Consider the following 18,500-nt stretch of genomic DNA (forward strand, 5'->3'; position numbering starts at 1 on the left):
GAAAATGACTGATGGATATATTAGAATGTATAAAAAGATGCGCTCCAGTGAGGATGAATCAAATGTGGAAACAACTGCTTTATTCAAAAAGCATATGGATCAAGATCGCCTGTATCGTAATCGGTATTACGATGCCGCTGTGGCTGAGTATTGAACGGACAGGCATTGATGAATGGATGGAAACCCTCCAAACCGATCCCGATGGAAGCACCCTGATGCTCGCTGCCTTCGGCCTTGTCATGCTGAACACCATCCGGGCGCTGCCCCATTATATCGGGGCCCTCCTTCTTGGTGATGAATTAGGAAGACGCCTGGAACGACCCTGGCTCAAGATTGCTGTGCCGTTCGCCATCATTCCCCTTGTCTATGCCATCATCAACGGGTATAATTCGATCAACTATCATTTTGGCGGACCCGCCATCATTCTCTTATTATCCATAGCTGTTCTTCACCTGTTAGGCAAAGGACAGCTCCGCCCGATTTACAAAGCCTTTATTCTCGCCCAGCTTTTATTCGGATTCCAGTGGCTGGATACGATCACGTACCTGACAGCCTTCGGATTCGGGGGCGGAGAGCTTTCCATGCTGGTGAAAACTACGGCAGAACTGCTCGGCTTTGAACAGGCGATCAGCCTTTACAGCTTCCTTTTCTTCGCCTTCTTTATCAGTAACGCCACCGTCCTTGCTGTCTACCTGACTGTGGCTGAACAGAAAACACGCATGAGGCAGGACCTCGATATTGCCCGTCTCGACATGGTGGAATCCAGATCCGGACGGGAAGCTCTGCACCTCGTGCATGATTTGAAAACACCACTCTCTTTAATGGAAGGGCTCAACTCCCTCATCCAGATGAAGACAGAAGACAGGGAAATCCTGCAGTACACCAATAAAATATCCTCATCCATCCAAGCCACCAGTGATATGGTTTCCGAAATCCTCTATCATGAAAAAAAGAACTGGTGTTCATTAAAGACTTTCATCGAATATGTCAGGGCCAATAAACTGTCGGAATCAGAGACGATGTACACGTTTGACCTGGCTGCGGACGAAGAACTGGAAATCAATATCAACAAAATCCGTATGACAAGAGCGCTTGTCAACTTAATTGATAATGCCGGAGATGCGGTCGAAGGAAAAGCAGATGCCAAAGTAACGATTGCTACGAAAGAGAGCGGGCAGGGCGTATCCGTCGGTGTCCAGGATAACGGCCATGGCATCAGTAAAGAAAACATCAATAAAATATGGAATGCAGGCTACAGTACGAAATCCCATCCGGGGGTCGGCCTGACATTTGTGAAAAACGTCGTGAAAGAGCATGGCGCTGAAATGACGATTGAAAGTAAGAAAGGCCTGGGAACTACGTTCTGGATTCACTTACCGAAGGAGAGAGTACGAGATGAAAATATTAATCATGGATAATGACGAATCTCTTAGATATATGCTTACGGAATTCTGCCGTCATGCCCAATGGGAGTCCGATACGGCCGCCAATGGCCGTGAAGGCGTAGATCTGTTTCTGAAAGGAAACTATGATGTGATTCTCGTAGACTACCATATGCCGGAGATGGACGGTTTACAGACAGTCAAGGAAATCCGCCGGCATAACTCGATCGTGCCTATTCTTGTCCTGACCGTCGACGAAAGGCAGGAAGTCGCCGACCGTTTCCTTGAAGAAGGGGCGACGGATTTCGCATTAAAGCCTGTGAAAGCTCCTGATCTCATTTCACGAATCAAACTCCATGCCCAGATTGCGAATATGAAACATGTCCAGGAAGAAGAGGAAGATGTCTTTACCGCCAAAGGAATCAGCAAAGGTACGCTCCACTCCATCGCTCAATACTTACAGGAAAACCGGGAAGCCTTCCCTGTCGATGTGATTTCTAAGGAAATCGGTCTTGCCTATCCAACGGTCTATCGTTACTTAATGCACCTGCTGGAAGAAGGAAAAGTAAAACAGGTCGTGAGCCACCAACGCATCGGCCGTCCGAAAAAATTATATAAATGGTACGCACACTAACATACATCCCCCGCCCTCAGGGTACAGGGGTATCGAACGATTTATAAAGGAGGCTCTCTATTGAGAACCAGCAACCCGATATTAAAAACAGACGCGTTCCAGCGATCCCGTGAACAGGGGAAAACAATGACTCTTGGCGGAACGATCGCCAAAATAGCCGTTTTATTCCTGTTCCTGCTTGGAACTGCCGGATATACATGGTATCAGTACGCCCAGGGAGCGGACGTAACAATGATGATGTTGATCGGAGCGCTCGGAGGATTGGTATTCGCCCTGGTGACCGCTTTTATTCCAAAAGCTGCTCCTGTTACAGCTCCCATTTATGCCGCTTTGGAAGGATTTCTGATCGGAGGGCTGTCCGCTTATGCGGAGGGAGCTTACTCAGGCATTGTCATTCAAGCGGTCAGTTTAACGCTGGCAGTCATGGCTGCCCTGCTTTTTCTATATGCCACCCGAATCATTAAGGTAACGAGGAACTTCCGTTTGATGGTTGTTTCCGCTACGCTTGGAATATTCCTCGTCTATCTTGTGCAGTTCATTCTGCAGTTTTTCGGAATGGAAGTGCCCTATCTCCATTCCAGCGGGCCCATCGGCATCGGCATCAGTCTATTTATTACCGCTATCGCTGCGTTGAATCTCGTCCTTGATTTTGACTTTATCGAACAGGGAGTGGAACGCGGGGCACCTAAGCATATGGAATGGTACGGCGCCTTCGGTCTGATTGTGACGCTTGTGTGGCTGTATATTGAAATTCTCAGACTCTTACAGAAGATTCGGCGCTGAAACACTAAAAGCATGGAAGGAACCCCAGGGTTCCTTCCATGCTTTTTTCATACTTTATCATTGACCGGCCGGTCCTGTTTTTCTTTTTTTCGGGCAGCCTTTTCCTTTTCATGCTTGCGGGTAAGAGTGTATCCCAAAAGGGTTTGCATGCTGAGGAATATATATAATACCGGCAGGCTGATGCTGTTGGGTGTTAACTGGTCTAATAAAACTCCACTTTCGTCAGTTTGGAGGATAGACTTTGTTGATTGGATGTCGAAAATGCCCGTGAGGATAGTTGAAATCCCGAAAGCTATTGTGAATCCTGCAAAGATTATGATCCATACACCAAAGGGCTTTTTTCTAATAATACCTCGTATAATCAGGTAAGTCATCAAACCTGTCATCAGCCCGCCAATACCTATATAGACATAGAGTTGCATAATAAGATCTGAACCTTCAATGATAAAAAATCCCTCTTTTCTTGTGTTGGTGTCATCGCCAGCCGTCTCCTGCCTGCTTGTTAAAAAGGGCCAGGCAGGTTACTGCTTCAAAAGATATTAGAAGAAAGGCAGCTATGCTGTTATAGAAAATCGTCTGGCATTGAGTGGATTTCATCATGATTATCAAAAACCGTTGTTCTGTAAAAAAGTGATCAATGGATCAGTGAAGGACTCCGGCAGCGGAAGGTCCGGGTCTGTATATGTTTCCAGATTTCCTTCACGGTCTTCAGGAGCTTCCTTCAATACATGATTCATCCCTTCCACCAGAAGAAGCTCCGACTCCGGTGCCGCTTTCTTTAAACGCTCAGCTTCCGCTACCGGAATCTGAACATCATGGGTACCGTTCACAAGGAGCACCGGCATATCCAGCTCACTGATCCGGCCGGCTGGATCATAGCTCATCCAAGAACGGAGAAACGGCTGAAGGTCAGAAGCGAATAAGCTCTGCAGGGGAGAACTCACCCTCCCGGCATCCTCTCCATTCCTCAACTTTTCCAACACATCCAGACTTTCCTTATATAAATCCTCTGGCAGACTCTCCTCGAGCTGGTTTTCAAGCACTCGATCAATCGGCTGGCCGGCGCCTGCAAGGGAGACATAAGCGTCCACCGGATGGCCCTCAGCGGCCATCATGCCGACAAGTGATCCCTGACTGTGCCCGATGACCGCTGTTTTCGTAAACCTGTCATCCCTGGAGAGTTTGTCGATCCATTGGCTGGCATCATGAACAAACACCTCAAACCTCATGTTTTGATTATCCATAACGGCCTCACGGTTCTTCCCCGCGCCCCGCTTATCATAGCGAACAGAAGCGATCCCGGATTCCGCAAGTGTCGCGGCAAGCATTTTCAGGCTGTCATTCCTCCCCTGCACGCCCTGCGAATTTCCGTTACGATCCGTCGGGCCTGATCCTGGAATGAGCAGAGCCACCGGCGCCTGTTCCAACCCTTCAGGCATCACCAACTCCCCGTAGAGGGTGCCGGAATCCATCTCTATACTCAGAAACTCCCCCTCTTCTTCAGGGACCGCTTCTTTTTTCTGCATTTGGAAACGATAGGACTGTCCTCCCTGGGTAAATGTCCCCGCAAGCTCCCCGTTTGTTAATTGTCCATTGAATTGAATGGATTGACCCGGTACCGGCATCGTGAAAGCCACTTCCTCCCCGCCTGCCGTAATATCGGACAAGACGAAATCCTCCACGTTTTGGGCAGGGATGCTGATGGTTCCCTGCCATTCTTCTTGTTTATCCATATGTATAACAATGCCCAGCGGCTGTCCCGGCACTTCAATGGAACCTTCCCATCTCCCCTCCAGCATTTCAACACTCCTTTGATCTTCTCCCTTTTCTCCCGTTTGACATCCAACTAAGAAAAGAACGACCAGAAAGATGCCCCCTACCCACTTATCCATTGATTTCCCACCCTTTCCTTTCTTAAATTTTACAGGAAATTCAAGTGAATATCACAACATCAATAAAAAAACTCCGTCTCTTCAAGGAGACGGAGTAAACATCAAGCCTGCTGCTGACGGGATTTGCTGCTGTTCATAAAGAAGGTCATGAGCAGCATAAGGGCGAGGAATACGAGCACGATGCTGAATCCACCGGCCATTCCGAAAATTTCAGAGGCCAGGCCTACAATGTAACCGGCAATACCCCCGCCAATACCGGCGGCAATATAGATCAGTCCTAAGGCAGAACCGCTGGTTTTGGACATCTGCGTCCCAAACGCTGTCGCTGTCGGGAACAATGCTGAGAAGAACAGGCCGGCTCCTGCGAAAAGATACGGGAAGCTTTCCGCTACAAGGAAACTGATACCGACCATCAGCAGCGCCCCTGCCGAAAAGCTGATCAGGATCACCCGCTCGTTCACCCATTTGGTAATATAGGCGGCTGCGAGTCTTCCAACCATGAAGAAAACAGAGAAAATCGATAGAATAGCCGCTACCAGATCTTCCTTCTCTGCCGTTGCCATGCCTCCTAAATCAAGCGATTTGAGGTAGACCGGGAAGAAGTTTGTAAAGGACACTTCCGCCGATACTTGAAAGACGAGAAAGATCATAAGGAAAACGAATTGAGCATCCTTCAGCATCGGAATAAAAGCCTTCAAATCGACTTTTTCCGCTTTCCCTGAAGGGAAGGCTACACTTGTGATATAGATAATGACAGCAACCAGTGAAACCGCAATGCCTAGATAAAAGTATCTCCAGGACGCGAATTGGAAAAGGAAGTTCAATACTTGTGGGAAGATCACCATCCCAAGACCATAAACACCCATCGCAAGGTTGAACATCTGGTTCTGTTTTTCTGGATAAGCGGCGGGAACAATGGCGTTGGAAGCTACCCCGAGCGCTCCAAGACCAAAACCGACAATCATATAAAAACCGAGGAAAAACATAATATTGGGGGCAAGACCTGTCCCCAGGAATCCAAGACCCATAATAATCGAGCCGATGATGGTCATCGTACGCAGACCTTTTTTGTCTGTGTAATATCCAATGATGACACTGGCAAGCGTAAAGCCAAGCTGGAAGATTAAAACGACAAGACCAAACTGGCTCATGTCCAGACCCAGATCATTTTCCACCTGGTCAAGGACAATCCCTTTGGTGTTGGTCACCCCGCCTGATATAAATTGAGTAAACATTAAAATGATTAAAGCGTGTAAACTTTTCCCTTTCTTCATGTGTGGTACCTCCTGATCGTCTTTTGTATGGGAACATTTTCAGGAAATACCCCGGTTTTTTTTTAGTAAAACTCCAATCTTCTATGTAACCGTTTTTTTATAAAATTTCTTACTATTATTTTAGAAAAATGATCTCCTCTTCCTGTGAATATCCTTTATCTTCCTGGTTATCCACCACTCATGAAACCTTAAAACACGGCATACAGAGATGAAGATGACCTGATTTATAAAAACAAACAAGGCTGGCGGGAGAATCCACCAGCCTTCATTATTATATTAATGTTTCATATCGGTGGAACCATGGCTCCGCCTCCTCCAGCTGCGCCGCCAGTTTAAAGAGCGTCTTTTCATCTCCGAACCGGCCCGTGAAGTGGGAACCGACAGGCACATGGTTCTCTTTCCAATACAGCGGCACACTCATCGCAGGGAGCCCCGTCACATTGGCTGCCGGGGCCAGATGGGCATAGGCCGCTGAAACAGCAAGGATTTCATCAATCGTCTTCTCTTCCCCGTTATAACAGCCGAGCGGAAGCGCGGAAGAAGCATTGACCGGGTGAAGGAGAACATCGTATTTCTCAAAGAACGCATGGAATTTCGCGCTTTCAGCCGCCAGATAGAGACGTGCTTTTTCATAATCAAGAGCTGAATAACCTTCTGCTTTTTCAATAAGGGTGGAAAGCATCCGTTCTACGCTGTGACGGTCTGCCGTTTTCCCATTCATCCGTGCCGCTTCTTTCACGGCCAATGCGCCTCCTACGACCCACACGACGACAAAAGCATCCATAAACTTGTTCAAATCAATGTCCGGGTACGCCTGCTCAACGTGATGACCGAGTGATTCGCACAGCCGTGCTGTTTTATTTACGGCTTCCTGAACATCTTGACTGATCGGCATAACGTCGCCGAAATCAGCCATATATCCGATTTTCAAGGAGCCCAGATCGCGATGATCCAGGCCGGCATAAGGTTTTCCCTGCGCAGGAGTGGCAAATAGATCCCCTTTTTGCGGGCCTTCTAAAATATCAAGCAGGGCTGCACTGTCCCTGACAGATTTAGTCACCCCATGACTTACCGCAAAACTGTTCAAGTGCATGGAGAATGGAGTCCGCCCCCTTGTCGGCTTGAATCCGAACAACCCGGTGTTGGAAGCAGGAATCCGGATCGAGCCTCCACCGTCACTGGCGTGGGCGAAAGGAACCATCCCTGATGCGACGGCCGCTGCAGCTCCACCACTCGATCCACCGGGTGAGAAATCTTTGTTCCACGGATTTTTCGTAAACCCGAGATGGACAGACTCTGTCGCTGGTGTAAAGCCGAATTCAGGGGTGTTGGACTTTCCAATGATGGTCAAGCCTCCTTTTCTAAAGCGCTTGACGAATTCATCATCCCATCCAGCCTTGAATCCTTCCATCACTTTGGATCCATATGTTAACGGATGGCCCTTCACGGCATTCAAATCTTTAATTAAGAAGGGGAGCCCCATAAATGGACCATCGGTGTTCACAGGCTCTTCGATTTGATGAACAACAGCGTTCAGATCCGGGTTTTTCCGGTTGATGACAGCCCGGTAGTGATCGATCACTTCTTCAATTTTCCATTCTTTCTGAAGGAGTTTCTTTCGAAGCTCCCACGCATCATAACGGTAAAGTTCACGGTGTTCCATTATGTTTCCTCCTTTATACTTTCCTGAATATGTACAGGTTTGTCCCCTTTATGCCAGGGTAAAGTAAAACAAACAAAAGAGGAGGGAAAAGGTGTGCATCCTAACATCTTCTGGACGGCGTATGCGGCCGCTCTCATGATTTTGTCCTTGTTTATCAGTTTCACCCATCAGGAAGGACTGCTTCAGCTGATCCGGACGTTTCTCTGTTTTGGTGCAGCCCCGGCTTTGATTGGATACACTACAAAAAGGGGGAGCTGGTTCCGCCATTCCTGGAAACAGCTGCTTCCTACGGTCTCCTGCCTGCCGGTAACCGCAGCAATTTTTCTGGCAGGCACCACCGCCGCATACGACTTCCCGGCCCAAGAGGCACCGTCCTCCATATGGACGGGCATCCATCTGAGCCTGTCATTTTGGGCGGCGCTGCTTTTCTGGTCTCCTCTTTTGATCCCGGCTCCTTTTTTGCGGAAACGAACCTCTATGGAAAAGTTCGCCTATTTGATCGTTACAGGTATGCTCTTCTACTTTTATCACCAAGCCGCCGGTTATGTACAGGGAGACCCTGTATCCATCACGTTTATGACGACAGGGACCACCGCATTGATCATGTACCTTTTCTATTTCATCCATACGTGGGCAGCTGCAGAAGAACAAACGGACCAGTCAACGGTGAAAGGGAAGTTCCACCGTGTCCAACGCAACGAACCTTCATGATTCCATACTTACAGCGTAACAAGTACACATTTATTTTCCACACCGCAGACGAAAAAAGAAGGCTGCCGGGAACATTCCCGGCAGCCTTTCCTGTTCACATTTATCTCGGCTTCATGAACAACTGGGTCCAATACGTACCGAACCTGCCCTGCCCTTCTACGTAACCCACTCCGATATGAGTGAAATCCTCATGAAGGATGTTGGCCCGGTGACCGTCACTGTTCATCCAGCCTTCCACTACTTCCTCCGGTGTCCGCTGTCCGGCTGCAATATTTTCACCAGCAGCAAGGTAGGAGAAGTCAAACTGATCCATCATATCAAACGGACTTCCATATGTCGGCGATTCATGACTGAAGTAATTCTTATCCGCCATATCCTGGGATTTCACATCGGCCATGCCGCTCAATCGATCATGCATTTCTAAAGGCGGCAGACCTTCTTCAGCCCGCTCTTTATTGACAAGGACAACGACTTCCCGCTCATATTCACCGGGGGTGTAGCTGTCCAGCGCCTGCACTTCCGCTGTCGGCTCGGCTTCGTCCTCTCCATCCGGTTGAGCAGAGGAGGAAGACTCAGCTGAAGGTTGTTCCCCTTCCCCGTCCTGTTCCGACGGAGACTCATCCGGGTAGGTCCATTCGATTTGATCTATAAACGTAAAGAAGTCCTGAAGGTCGGACCGGAATCCTTCCACTTCTTTTTGAAAATCGGTTTCCTGCACCCATCCCTGAATATGTTGGCTGACTTTTTCATAAGAGGCTTTCGGCCCTTCTTTAAAAAGGTCCTGAGCAGAGACAGGAGTAGCTGCAACAATAATGACAAACAAGGCGGCTGAAAAGAGGACAAGTTTCTTTATCATGATGATTCTCTCCTTGGTTTGTGAAGGTATGATTCTACTTCCAGTATTCCATGCTCCCCTTCAAAAGGCAACTTTCCCGCTGTCTGCTACCGGGTCTGCAGACGGCCTTTATAGATGATACTTTCCTCTAACGGAATATCAAGGTCTTTAGCCATCTTTTTCAAACGCTTCTCTTCCACGGGGTTGACGATGGAAACGACGCGTCCTTCCACTGCCCCGATACGGCCGGTCCTTCCTGCTCTATGCACATAAGAACTCGGGTCCTTCGGAATATCCAGATTGACGACGTGATTGATTTCGTGGATATCCAGTCCTCTCGCGGCCACATCTGTCGCCATCAATAATGGATAAGTCCCGTTACGGAACTCCTTGACCGCTTTTGCACGCTGTTCTTTTTTCGCATCACTGTGAAGGAGACCAAGATCCAGCTTTTTGTAAACCAGCTTTTCAGCCATCACGTTCAGTTTGGCGATATCCTGCATGAAGGCTAGTCCGGTAAACCCTTCGGTGTGGGCCAGCTTCCGGACCACTTCAATTTTTTCCCGATCTTCACTGACGATATAATGGTGGGTCACTTGTGGCTTTTTCATCTCTTCATCAATGCGGATGACTTCGGCATTCTCATCCATGAATGTCTGCGCCAGGTCGATGACTTCGTCTGGAAGAGTCGCAGAGAATAACAGCTTCTGCGTATCGCGCTGGACGCTTTTTAAAATATGGTTGATCGTCTCTTTGTGTTCAGGGACAAGGAGCTGATCCGCTTCATCAAGAACGACAGCCTTTACTTCATGAGCTTTTAATTTCTTTTTCTGGATGAGCTCATGGACACGCCCGGGCGTCCCTGCCACCATATGTGGTTTCTTTTTCAATTTATCGATTTGGCGTTTCACGTTCGCCCCGCCAATCAACGTCGTGCTCGTAATCCCGCTTCCCTTCGTCCACTTTTGAATTTCCTGGTGGATCTGCATCACCAGCTCATGGGAAGAAGCAAGGAGAAGGATCTGCGTATGCTTTTGGCTGCTGTCGATTTTCTCGATCAGTGGAAGGAGATAGGCAAGGGTTTTCCCACTTCCTGTCGGTGCTTCTGCCAGCACATCCTCCCCCGCTGAAATAGGAGGAAAAGACGCTTCCTGCACAGCTGTCCACGAATCAAAGCCGGATTCCTCCCATGCCTGTTTCGTAGAGGAAGATAAGCTCTCCAGCCATTCCTGTTGTTTATCTGTCATGATTTATTCGTTCCTTTCTATCTGAAAAACGTTGTGTATGATTCACGGTATAAAAAATAGGCCTCTTCCCAATTCGTTTGATGGAGAGGCCTTCATGTGTGATCCACAGCTTACTTCCAGTATAGCATGATTGCGTTTAAGATTCGATAAACTTCTTCAAGTGCTGCAGATGATCCTGGTCTTCTTTTTTAATGATCTGTTTGATTAACGGGCGGGTCAGCGTATTGCGCAGTCCCTGTGTGAACAATTCACCCTTGAAGACCACCTTCGTTCCTCCCGGCGCCGGTTCAAACTGATAATGGTAACGCAGGTCAAGACCACTCTGTACACTTTTCACCGAATACGACCGGTTTTCTTCCAAGGCGGTGACCTCAATGACCGCCGAGACCTTCCTGCCTCTAATCTCTCTCGTCTCTTTGAATTTATACCCTTCTCTTACAGGGCCATCACTCAGCAGTTCCACCCCAACGACCGCTTCCATAATCTGCGGACTGTTGGAAAAATCCACGGCAGCTTGGAACACTTCTTCTACCGGCCGTTCAATCAGGACCGTCTGGGTCATAAAACTCAATAGCCTTCCTCCTTTCTCTCTCCTTTTCCTATTCTCCACAAAAGGCCCGTCCCCCTTTTTCCAGATGATGATTCCATTTCTCCCGCTCCTGGAGGTATAACACGTGTGGAAACACACAACCTACGAAAAATAGAGGTTTGAAAGGAGGACCGATGATGGACTGGTTATCCGTCCTTCCATTTATCGTTGTCATCTTCGCAGCCATATGGACCAGGCAGGTCGTTCCAAGTCTCCTCTTCGCGGTTGTTGTTGCCGGATATATTATGGATTTCCACTGGCTTGGAGGGATGTTGACGGCTCTCGGTTTCATTATTGACGGCCTGAAGGATGAAAGCAACATTAAAATTATCCTGTTTTTATATGCTTTTTCTGCTTTGATCGGTCTGATTAAAATGTCAGGCGGGATTAAAGGATTTGTGCAGGAGGCGGCCGAACGGATTGAACATAAGCGGGGAGCTTTCATGCTGACCTGGATTTCCTCTGTCGGAACCTTCAGCGCCCCAAGCTTCCGGATCGTCACGATCGGACCTGTCATGAAAGCTCTAAGAAAATCCATCCCTATGACGAAACAGGAGCTTGGATTTGTCATCGAGACGACCGCCTCCCCCCTCGTCGTCCTGATTCCGATCGCTACAGCCTTCGTCGGCTACATGACCTCCGTCATCGAATTATCACTCAAACAGGCGGGACTGGAGGGAGATGCCTACAGCCTTTACATCCAAAGCATTCCCTACAACTTTTTCGCTTTTGCAATGCTCGGGGTAGGCTTCTATCTAAGTTTTTTTCATAAAAATAAGACGCCTGCCACTGATGCTGAAAATCATGAGGAACAGACGGAGGATGATCAATGGGAGGACTGCCACCCGGCCGTAACGAAAGATCTTCCTGCCAAACCGTGGCATTTGATTGTCCCTTTGATCAGCGTCATTCTCCTGACTTTTCTACTCATGTACAGTCTCGGCGTTCAAGCCGGCCGCCAGGGGCTTGATGCTCTGATCAACGCCAATGTGCTTGATGCCATGGTACTTGCGGTTGTGCTTACGTTAACAGCCTTTGTCATCTATTTGAAGCTGCGGTCGGAATCTTTGAAAAAAATGATGGACAGCTTAATTGCCGGCGGGAATGATATGATGGGCGTCATCCTCCTCCTTGCGATGGTATGGGGGCTGAGCACCGGCTCGGAAGCGCTTGGTTTTGCGGAGACGATTTCCTCCTCCTTTTCCTGGGTCCCTGCAGGATTTGTCGCCGTGATTACATTTATTGCAGGCTGCGGCATCTCCTACTTCATTGGGTCTTCCTGGGGGACGTGGGGCATCCTCATGCCTGTCGGAGTATCCATTGCTGCTGCCGCCGACAGTTCCCTTCCTATGGTGATCGGAGCTGTCTTTGCAAGTGGTACGTTCGGAGCTTTTGCTTCTCCATTAAGTGACGATACGAATACGACGGCCGGTATTCTGGATTTGAATCCTATGAAGTACGCCCGGTTCAAGCTCCGTCCCGCTCTCATTGCCGCCGGTGCTGCCGCTGTTCTCTATTTCATGCTTTCCTTCTTTCTGACTTGAACATTGAAGCACAAAAAAGGAGCTGATCCGCTTAAACAGATCAGCTCCTTTTTTTCTGAGTCTCATTTGGTGACGACTGCGGCAGAAAGCCGAGCGGTAATCCACATTTTATCCAGCTTAAACACCGGGGAGCCGGAGTGGTTTTCCAGCCTCATTTGATTGGCAGATAGAGGCAGTATCTTGTTTCCTGTCCCGTGTAAGGCTGATACTCCTCAAAGCCGAATCCTTCCACCTGCTGATATCCATTTTCTACAATCCATTGATGAAGAAACGTATACGGGTCAAAGTCATGAATAGAAGGGTCATAATCGATCATGGCGTACGTGTGAGCAGGGACGGTTTTAGTAATCATATCCTGTGGAATCTTCTCAAAACTCTCAACTTCCACGGCAGCAATCCAATAAAAAGCATCTCTGGATTCATTCCAATTCGGCGGGTCTACAAACATTCCGATCGACCGGGGGGCGTGGACACGGTTCTTCACTTTCGGCAGTTTCATCGTATGAAACTGTTCCATCAGCCTCGGCACCTTGATGGCACGTTCATCCATCATCGTTTGACAAGAGACACCGACCACCTTGAAATGGGGCTTTTCAACGACCTTAGGTTCCACTGCTGTTGTCACTTGCTCACTCATTGCATGGCCACTCCTTTTGATTTTGATCTCTCTTTGACTACTTCCACATGAAACCTTGTAATCCCTTGTAGAAATAACTCGTTCGATGATATTCGCAGCCATTCGACTATCTTTTTATGCACCCTGGCGTAAGATAAAGTATAAAGTTCCATTCCTTTATCTTACGGTGCAGGGAGGAGCATTTATGTCATTTTTATTTCCAGCCGATAACCGCCTGCAGAACCGCCTTCTGCACGTGCATACGATTTTCCGCCTGTTGAAAAACGACCGAATGGCTTCCATCAATGACGTCGGCCGTCACTTCCTCTCCCCGGTGGGCAGGGAGGCAGTGGAGGAAGGTGACATCGTCAGCTGCCTGCTTCAACAATGCATCGTTGACCTGGTAACCGTTGAAGTCCTGAAGGCGGGCCTCCGCTTCGTCCTCCTGCCCCATACTTGCCCAGACATCTGTATAAATGACATCAGCCTTCCATGAGGCCCGCTTGGGGTCCGGTTCGATCGTCACTTTCCCGTCGTATTTGCCAGCCAGCCCCCGGGCCCGTTCTGTCAGCTCCTTGTCCGGTTCATAGCCTTCCGGGGTACAGATGACCACTTCCATCCCCATCATAGCGGATAGGATCATCAGAGAGTGGGCCACATTGTTGCCATCGCCGATATAGACCACTTTCAATCCAGAAAGACGGCCTTTGATTTCAAGAATCGTAAAGATGTCCGCAAGAGCCTGACACGGATGGTAGCGATCACACAACCCGTTGATGACCGGGACAGAAGCATGGGCAGCCAGTTCCTCGAGTTTCTCATGGGAGGTGGTGCGGTACATAAGCGCATCCACATACCCTGACAGAACTTGTGCTGTATCAGCGATCGTTTCACCGCGACCGATTTGAATATCTCTTGAATTCAAGTATAGGGCGTGCCCTCCCATTTGGACCATTCCGACTTCGAAGGACACCCGGGTTCTTGTGGAAGACTTCTCAAAGATCATGCCCAGCGTCTTCCCTTTCATGGACTGCGAGTAAGGATTCTCCTTCACATGCTGGGCGGCCGCCAGGAGCCGCGAGACATCCGACTGGGTATAATCAAGCCACGTGAGCAGATGACGGCCGTGCAGGGATTCATTAGCTGCGTGCATTTGTTCCATTAAATTCATAGGGGTTTCACTCCTTCAAGGGATTGCTGCGGCAGAGGGACAGGTACAGGGTCTTTGCATTCCAACCCCTTCACATACGCATCAAAGGTCGCTGCCTCGCTCATGACGGTCAGGCCGTTTTTGACAGCTGTAATTCTGCGTTTTTCTGCTTCCTCACCCGATTGGTCATTGACATAAACAGCCGCATCTTCTTTCGTAATCCATTCCTCGAATGACAGGTCAGAAGCTTCTGGAACGTGTCTTCCTTCGAGTTCCACCATACACGCTTCCTTCACGTCATACAGATCAGGGAGATGAGCGAATACCTTGGCAAGAGCTTCCTCGACCGTTGTTCCGAGACACATGCCTTCTCCCGTCGATTTCATGTTTGGACCAAGCTTATGATCCAGGTCCGTCATGGCATAGGAGGAGAAGAGCGGGTATTTGACAGCTGTCTCCTGAAAAACGGGAGCCGGCTGTTGGGACAGACTGAATTCAGCGTCATCGATCAGGATACGGACGGCCCAGTCGACCATCGGGATATCTGCGACCTTACTGACGATCGGAACCGTACGGCTTGCCCGTGGATTGACTTCCAGGACGTACACGTTATCCTGCTGAATGAGAAATTGGATGTTCATTAAGCCGCAATAGGCGAATTCCGCCGCAATCTTTTCACTATACGTGCGGATTTTCTGCTTCCATGCATCTGCCAGTGTGGATGGGAATACAGCCATACTGTCGCCTGAGTGAACTCCACCAGGCTCGATATGTTCGATGATGTCCGGCAGGTAGATCGAATGGCCGTCCGACACGAGATCCACCTCTACTTCCGCCCCTTGGAGCAGAGAGTCCAAAACGATCGGATAATGACGATCATCCGATTCAGCGAGCGCCTGCTCCAGCTCCTGTTTATCCTGTACAATGACCATCCCCTGACCACCAATGACATACGAAGGGCGGCAGAGAAGCGGGAAGGTATAGGAATCCGCAGCTTCCAGCGCTTCTTGCTTGGAATGACAGGTCGTTCCGGCCACATGCGGGATACCAAGTTTTTTCAGCGCTGCGTAAAATTTATCACGGTCCTCCAGGGCATCAAGCACATCGGCGCGGACGCCAGCTAACGGAAGGCCCGCTTTCTCCAAGTCTTCAGCCAGATTGATCGCCGTCTGTCCTCCAAACTGAGGGAAGACAAGGTCAATGCTTTCGTGTTCCACAATGGAAGCGATGATTTCTTTTTGGATCGGTTCAAAATAAAGGCGGTCGGCGGTTTCATAATCAGTACTGACCGTTTCCGGATTATTATTGATCATGATCGTCGTCCATCCCTGCTTTTGAAGACTTTCAATCGCCTTAACCGCACTATAGTCGAATTCAACCCCCTGACCGATTCGAATAGGTCCGGAACCAAGAATCAACGCCTTCTTCCCTTTTGAAGGCAGCGGTGCAATTTCATTCATACCGGCAAATGTACTGTATACATAGTTTGTGGCGGCTTCAAATTCGGCTGCACATGTATCGACAAGTTTAAAGGAACGCTGGATATCATACGCTTTGCGTGCCTCTTCCACATCGGCTGTTGTACACCCGGCAAGCGCTGCGATATGGTCGTCCAAAAACCCGTAGACTTTTGCCTGATGAAGCAGCGGCTGTGACAGTCCTTCCGTACCAAGAGCCTTTTCTGTATCGACTAAATGACGGATGACTTGAAGGAACAAAGGATCGATGTGTGTTTCCTGATGGATTTTATCCATCGACGTCCCTTTCCGAATCAAGTCATAGATAGCAAAAAAGCGCAGGTCTGTCGGCTGGTGCAGATGGTACCAATGATTTTCCACTTCAGGAATTCTTGTATCGAGCGATTGTACAGCCTTTTGGAACGCTCCCTCCATCGTGCGGTCGATCGCCATCACTTCGCCGGTCGCCCGCATTTTCGTACCAAGCGAACGGTCCGCCTGTGGAAACTTATCAAACGGCCATCTTGGGAATTTGACGACAACATAATCAAGAGCAGGCTCGAAACTTGCGTACGTATATCCTGTCAATGGATTCTCCAACTCATCCAGTGTGTATCCAAGTGCAATCTTGGCGGCCATTTTAGCAATCGGGTAGCCTGTCGCCTTTGAAGCAAGGGCGGAGGAGCGGCTGACACGCGGATTGACTTCAATGACGTAATACTGCTTGCTTACTGGATCAAGGGCCAGCTGGACATTGCATCCTCCAATGACTTCAAGCGCCGATACGATTTTTATCGAAGCGGAACGAAGCATTTGATAGTCATCATCGGTCAAAGATTGGGAAGGCGCAACGACGATGGAATCCCCCGTATGCACACCGACGGGATCGAAGTTTTCCATATTGCATACCGAGATACACGTCCCCTTATGGTCCCGCATGATTTCATATTCGATTTCTTTAAATCCGGCAATGCTTTTTTCGACGATGACCTGATGAATCGGGCTCGCCTTCAGACCTGTAGCTATCAATTCATCCAGGTCTGCCTCATCGTGAACGATTCCACCACCGCGTCCCCCAAGGGTGTAGGCCGGGCGGCTGATGATCGGATAACCGACTTCCGCAGCGAATACGCGCGCCTGTTCCGTCGTAGTGATGACCTCACTTTCCGGAACCGGCTGATCAAGGTCGTTCATCAAAGCACGGAACAATTCGCGGTCCTCTCCCTGCATAATCGAGGAGATCCCTGTCCCCAGAAGGGTGAGGTTATATTTTTTCAATACTTCTTCCTTTTCCAGTTCGACGGCGAGGTTCAGAGCCGTCTGTCCGCCCAGGCCCGCTAACAGAGAATCGGGGCGCTCCATCGCAATGATTTTTTCCAGACTCGCTACCGTCAGCGGTTCGCAGTAGACTTTATCCGCCACATCATAATCCGTCATGATGGTCGCCGGGTTATTGTTGACGAGGATGACTTCATGACCTTCTTCTTTCAGTGCCAGACATCCCTGTGTTCCGGAATAATCAAACTCTGCGGCTTGACCGATCATGATGGGTCCTGATCCGATCACCAATACTTTAGACATGTTCCTTCACTCCTTTGCTGCCTACAAGACTAATGAAATCATCAAACAACCATTCCGCATCCTGTGGACCAGGATGGGCTTCCGGGTGGAACTGAGCCGACATCAACCGTCCTGAATCATGCATCAACCCTTCAATCGAACGATCATTCACATTAAAGAAACGCTCTGACAGCGGGGTCTGTGATAAGCTGTCTTTTTTCACAACGTAGTTATGATTCTGGGACGTTAAAAAAACCTTCCCTGTCACGGCATCTTTGACCGGGTGGTTGGCACCACGGTGACCAAATGGAAGCTTCTCCGTATCCGCTCCGTAGGCCAGTGCAATGACCTGATGGCCCATGCAGATTCCGAAGGACGGATACTCGTCGAGAATGGATTTGATCTGTTCAATCTTCGGTAAAGCATCTTTCGGGTCACCGGGACCGTTGGACAAAATGACGGCCTCTGGTTTCACCTTATGAACGGCTTCAACCTGTGTAAAAGGAATAACCGAAACTTTCACTTGGCGCTTCAGCAAAGCCTGCAGGATGGATTTTTTCCAACCAAAATCGATTAAAGCGACATGAAGACTTCCTTCACCATACGTCTCTACCGTCTCCCCCTGTACAGCGAATATCTGCTGATCAGACGGTTCGGAAAAGTCGTGATGATTCTGATGACTCATAACTGCCTGTTGTGTTCCATGAGCCCGTATCGCTTTCGTGACTTCCCTTGTATCTACGCCCGTGAGATAGGGCACCTGCTGCCCATCCAAATAGGCCCCGAGCGACTGGGTCGACTGGAAGTGAGAAGGCTGCTGTGTGCATTGGTACATGACCACTCCACTCACTTGAATTTCGCTGCTTTCTTCATCCGTTTCATTAATGCCGTAGTTTCCAATGAGTGGATACGTGAAAACGACGATCTGATCTTTGTAGGAGGGATCTGTGAGAACTTCCTGATATCCGGTCATGCCGGTAAAGAAAACAATCTCCCCCTGCATCGGTTCTTGTAACGTCGAAGAAGCCTTTCCTTTAAATGTCCGGCCGTCTTGCAAATGTAGGTAACTTTCCATGCCCTTCACCTCGCTGAATGAATATTTATTATATACACTGAATTTTTATACATTGAGTGTCTGGAAAAGACGGCGCTTAGAAGTCACC

At 48.9% G+C, this 18,500-nt stretch carries 16 protein-coding genes; 5 read left to right on the forward strand and 11 right to left on the reverse strand.

Going from position 1 to position 18,500, the window contains the following annotated elements:
• Positions 1–62: 62 nt before the first annotated feature.
• The 3 genes from ACXAD6_RS16965 to ACXAD6_RS16975 are packed head-to-tail and all read left to right on the forward strand — an operon-like array spanning position 63 to position 2,799.
• Positions 63–1,418 carry a sensor histidine kinase gene (locus tag ACXAD6_RS16965; RefSeq protein WP_474969894.1) on the forward strand — a complete coding sequence of 452 codons (1,356 nt, stop codon included), beginning with the start codon at positions 63–65 and terminating at the stop codon, positions 1,416–1,418.
• Positions 1,396–2,016, forward strand: coding sequence for a response regulator (locus ACXAD6_RS16970; protein WP_474969895.1), 621 nt, complete (start codon positions 1,396–1,398; stop codon positions 2,014–2,016). Before ACXAD6_RS16965 ends, ACXAD6_RS16970 begins: the two co-directional genes overlap by 23 nt.
• A gap of 60 nt (positions 2,017–2,076) precedes the next feature.
• Positions 2,077–2,799 (forward strand): Bax inhibitor-1/YccA family protein, encoded by a 723-nt coding sequence (locus ACXAD6_RS16975; RefSeq protein WP_474969896.1) that lies wholly within the window; start codon positions 2,077–2,079, stop codon positions 2,797–2,799.
• 47 nt (positions 2,800–2,846) lie between these two features.
• Here ACXAD6_RS16975 and ACXAD6_RS16980 read toward each other — a convergent pair whose 3' ends face one another.
• The 4 genes from ACXAD6_RS16980 to ACXAD6_RS16995 all read right to left on the reverse strand — a co-directional run bounded on the left by ACXAD6_RS16980 (position 2,847) and on the right by ACXAD6_RS16995 (position 7,628).
• Positions 2,847–3,221: a hypothetical protein gene (locus ACXAD6_RS16980; protein ID WP_474969897.1), complete on the reverse strand. Its 375-nt coding sequence runs from the start codon at positions 3,219–3,221 to the stop codon at positions 2,847–2,849.
• 183 nt (positions 3,222–3,404) lie between these two features.
• Positions 3,405–4,691: an alpha/beta hydrolase family protein gene (locus tag ACXAD6_RS16985; protein ID WP_474969898.1), complete on the reverse strand. Its 1,287-nt coding sequence runs from the start codon at positions 4,689–4,691 to the stop codon at positions 3,405–3,407.
• 101 nt (positions 4,692–4,792) lie between these two features.
• Complete coding sequence (locus ACXAD6_RS16990; RefSeq protein WP_474969899.1) at positions 4,793–5,965, reverse strand: MFS transporter; 1,173 nt, start codon at positions 5,963–5,965, stop codon at positions 4,793–4,795.
• Positions 5,966–6,236: 271 nt separating this feature from the next.
• Positions 6,237–7,628, reverse strand: a complete 1,392-nt coding sequence (locus ACXAD6_RS16995; protein ID WP_474969900.1) for an amidase — start codon at positions 7,626–7,628, stop codon at positions 6,237–6,239.
• A 93-nt stretch (positions 7,629–7,721) separates the two neighbouring features.
• On the opposite strand from ACXAD6_RS16995, the gene ACXAD6_RS17000 reads away from it, so the two are divergent.
• The gene (locus ACXAD6_RS17000; RefSeq protein ID WP_474969901.1) at positions 7,722–8,339 is read left to right on the forward strand and encodes a hypothetical protein; all 618 of its coding nucleotides are present in this window, start codon (positions 7,722–7,724) and stop codon (positions 8,337–8,339) included.
• Between the two features lie 100 nt (positions 8,340–8,439).
• Here the strand turns inward: ACXAD6_RS17000 and ACXAD6_RS17005 are convergent, their stop codons facing one another.
• The 3 genes from ACXAD6_RS17005 to ACXAD6_RS17015 all read right to left on the reverse strand — a co-directional run bounded on the left by ACXAD6_RS17005 (position 8,440) and on the right by ACXAD6_RS17015 (position 10,983).
• Entirely contained in the window at positions 8,440–9,195 is a 756-nt protein-coding gene (locus ACXAD6_RS17005; RefSeq protein WP_474969902.1) for a CAP domain-containing protein, read from the reverse strand.
• Between the two features lie 86 nt (positions 9,196–9,281).
• Complete coding sequence (locus tag ACXAD6_RS17010; RefSeq protein WP_474969903.1) at positions 9,282–10,421, reverse strand: DEAD/DEAH box helicase; 1,140 nt, start codon at positions 10,419–10,421, stop codon at positions 9,282–9,284.
• 136 nt (positions 10,422–10,557) lie between these two features.
• Positions 10,558–10,983, reverse strand: coding sequence for an SRPBCC family protein (locus ACXAD6_RS17015; RefSeq protein ID WP_474970452.1), 426 nt, complete (start codon positions 10,981–10,983; stop codon positions 10,558–10,560).
• Positions 10,984–11,147: 164 nt separating this feature from the next.
• Between ACXAD6_RS17015 and ACXAD6_RS17020 the strand changes: the two genes are divergently transcribed.
• Complete coding sequence (locus ACXAD6_RS17020; RefSeq protein WP_474969904.1) at positions 11,148–12,554, forward strand: Na+/H+ antiporter NhaC family protein; 1,407 nt, start codon at positions 11,148–11,150, stop codon at positions 12,552–12,554.
• 151 nt (positions 12,555–12,705) lie between these two features.
• Here ACXAD6_RS17020 and ACXAD6_RS17025 read toward each other — a convergent pair whose 3' ends face one another.
• The 4 genes from ACXAD6_RS17025 to ACXAD6_RS17040 all read right to left on the reverse strand — a co-directional run bounded on the left by ACXAD6_RS17025 (position 12,706) and on the right by ACXAD6_RS17040 (position 18,412).
• Positions 12,706–13,191, reverse strand: a complete 486-nt coding sequence (locus ACXAD6_RS17025) for a GyrI-like domain-containing protein (RefSeq protein ID WP_474969905.1) — start codon at positions 13,189–13,191, stop codon at positions 12,706–12,708.
• Between the two features lie 193 nt (positions 13,192–13,384).
• A complete protein-coding gene (gene argF, locus ACXAD6_RS17030; protein WP_474969906.1) occupies positions 13,385–14,341 on the reverse strand; it encodes an ornithine carbamoyltransferase in 957 nt (318 codons plus the stop codon).
• Entirely contained in the window at positions 14,338–17,358 is a 3,021-nt protein-coding gene (locus tag ACXAD6_RS17035; RefSeq protein WP_474969907.1) for a carbamoyl phosphate synthase large subunit, read from the reverse strand. Before ACXAD6_RS17035 ends, argF begins: the two co-directional genes overlap by 4 nt.
• Complete coding sequence (locus ACXAD6_RS17040) at positions 17,351–18,412, reverse strand: carbamoyl phosphate synthase small subunit (protein ID WP_474969908.1); 1,062 nt, start codon at positions 18,410–18,412, stop codon at positions 17,351–17,353. Before ACXAD6_RS17040 ends, ACXAD6_RS17035 begins: the two co-directional genes overlap by 8 nt.
• Positions 18,413–18,500 lie beyond the last annotated feature (88 nt).

This window comes from Halobacillus sp. ABH2_015, assembly GCF_056158945.1.

What these genes read in the sequence shown, in the direction of transcription:
- ACXAD6_RS16965 (WP_474969894.1), top strand. Translation starts at nt 63, where the DNA reads ATGTGGAAACAACTGCTTTATTCAAAAAGCATATGGATCAAGATCGCC.
- ACXAD6_RS16970 (WP_474969895.1), top strand. Translation starts at nt 1,396, where the DNA reads ATGAAAATATTAATCATGGATAATGACGAATCTCTTAGATATATGCTT.
- ACXAD6_RS16980 (WP_474969897.1), bottom strand. Translation starts at nt 3,221, where the DNA reads ATGCAACTCTATGTCTATATAGGTATTGGCGGGCTGATGACAGGTTTG.
- ACXAD6_RS16985 (WP_474969898.1), bottom strand. Translation starts at nt 4,691, where the DNA reads ATGGATAAGTGGGTAGGGGGCATCTTTCTGGTCGTTCTTTTCTTAGTT.
- ACXAD6_RS16990 (WP_474969899.1), bottom strand. Translation starts at nt 5,965, where the DNA reads ATGAAGAAAGGGAAAAGTTTACACGCTTTAATCATTTTAATGTTTACT.
- ACXAD6_RS16995 (WP_474969900.1), bottom strand. Translation starts at nt 7,628, where the DNA reads ATGGAACACCGTGAACTTTACCGTTATGATGCGTGGGAGCTTCGAAAG.
- ACXAD6_RS17005 (WP_474969902.1), bottom strand. Translation starts at nt 9,195, where the DNA reads ATGATAAAGAAACTTGTCCTCTTTTCAGCCGCCTTGTTTGTCATTATT.
- ACXAD6_RS17010 (WP_474969903.1), bottom strand. Translation starts at nt 10,421, where the DNA reads ATGACAGATAAACAACAGGAATGGCTGGAGAGCTTATCTTCCTCTACG.
- ACXAD6_RS17015 (WP_474970452.1), bottom strand. Translation starts at nt 10,983, where the DNA reads ATGACCCAGACGGTCCTGATTGAACGGCCGGTAGAAGAAGTGTTCCAA.
- ACXAD6_RS17020 (WP_474969904.1), top strand. Translation starts at nt 11,148, where the DNA reads ATGGACTGGTTATCCGTCCTTCCATTTATCGTTGTCATCTTCGCAGCC.
- ACXAD6_RS17025 (WP_474969905.1), bottom strand. Translation starts at nt 13,191, where the DNA reads ATGAGTGAGCAAGTGACAACAGCAGTGGAACCTAAGGTCGTTGAAAAG.
- argF (WP_474969906.1), bottom strand. Translation starts at nt 14,341, where the DNA reads ATGAATTTAATGGAACAAATGCACGCAGCTAATGAATCCCTGCACGGC.
- ACXAD6_RS17035 (WP_474969907.1), bottom strand. Translation starts at nt 17,358, where the DNA reads ATGTCTAAAGTATTGGTGATCGGATCAGGACCCATCATGATCGGTCAA.
- ACXAD6_RS17040 (WP_474969908.1), bottom strand. Translation starts at nt 18,412, where the DNA reads ATGGAAAGTTACCTACATTTGCAAGACGGCCGGACATTTAAAGGAAAG.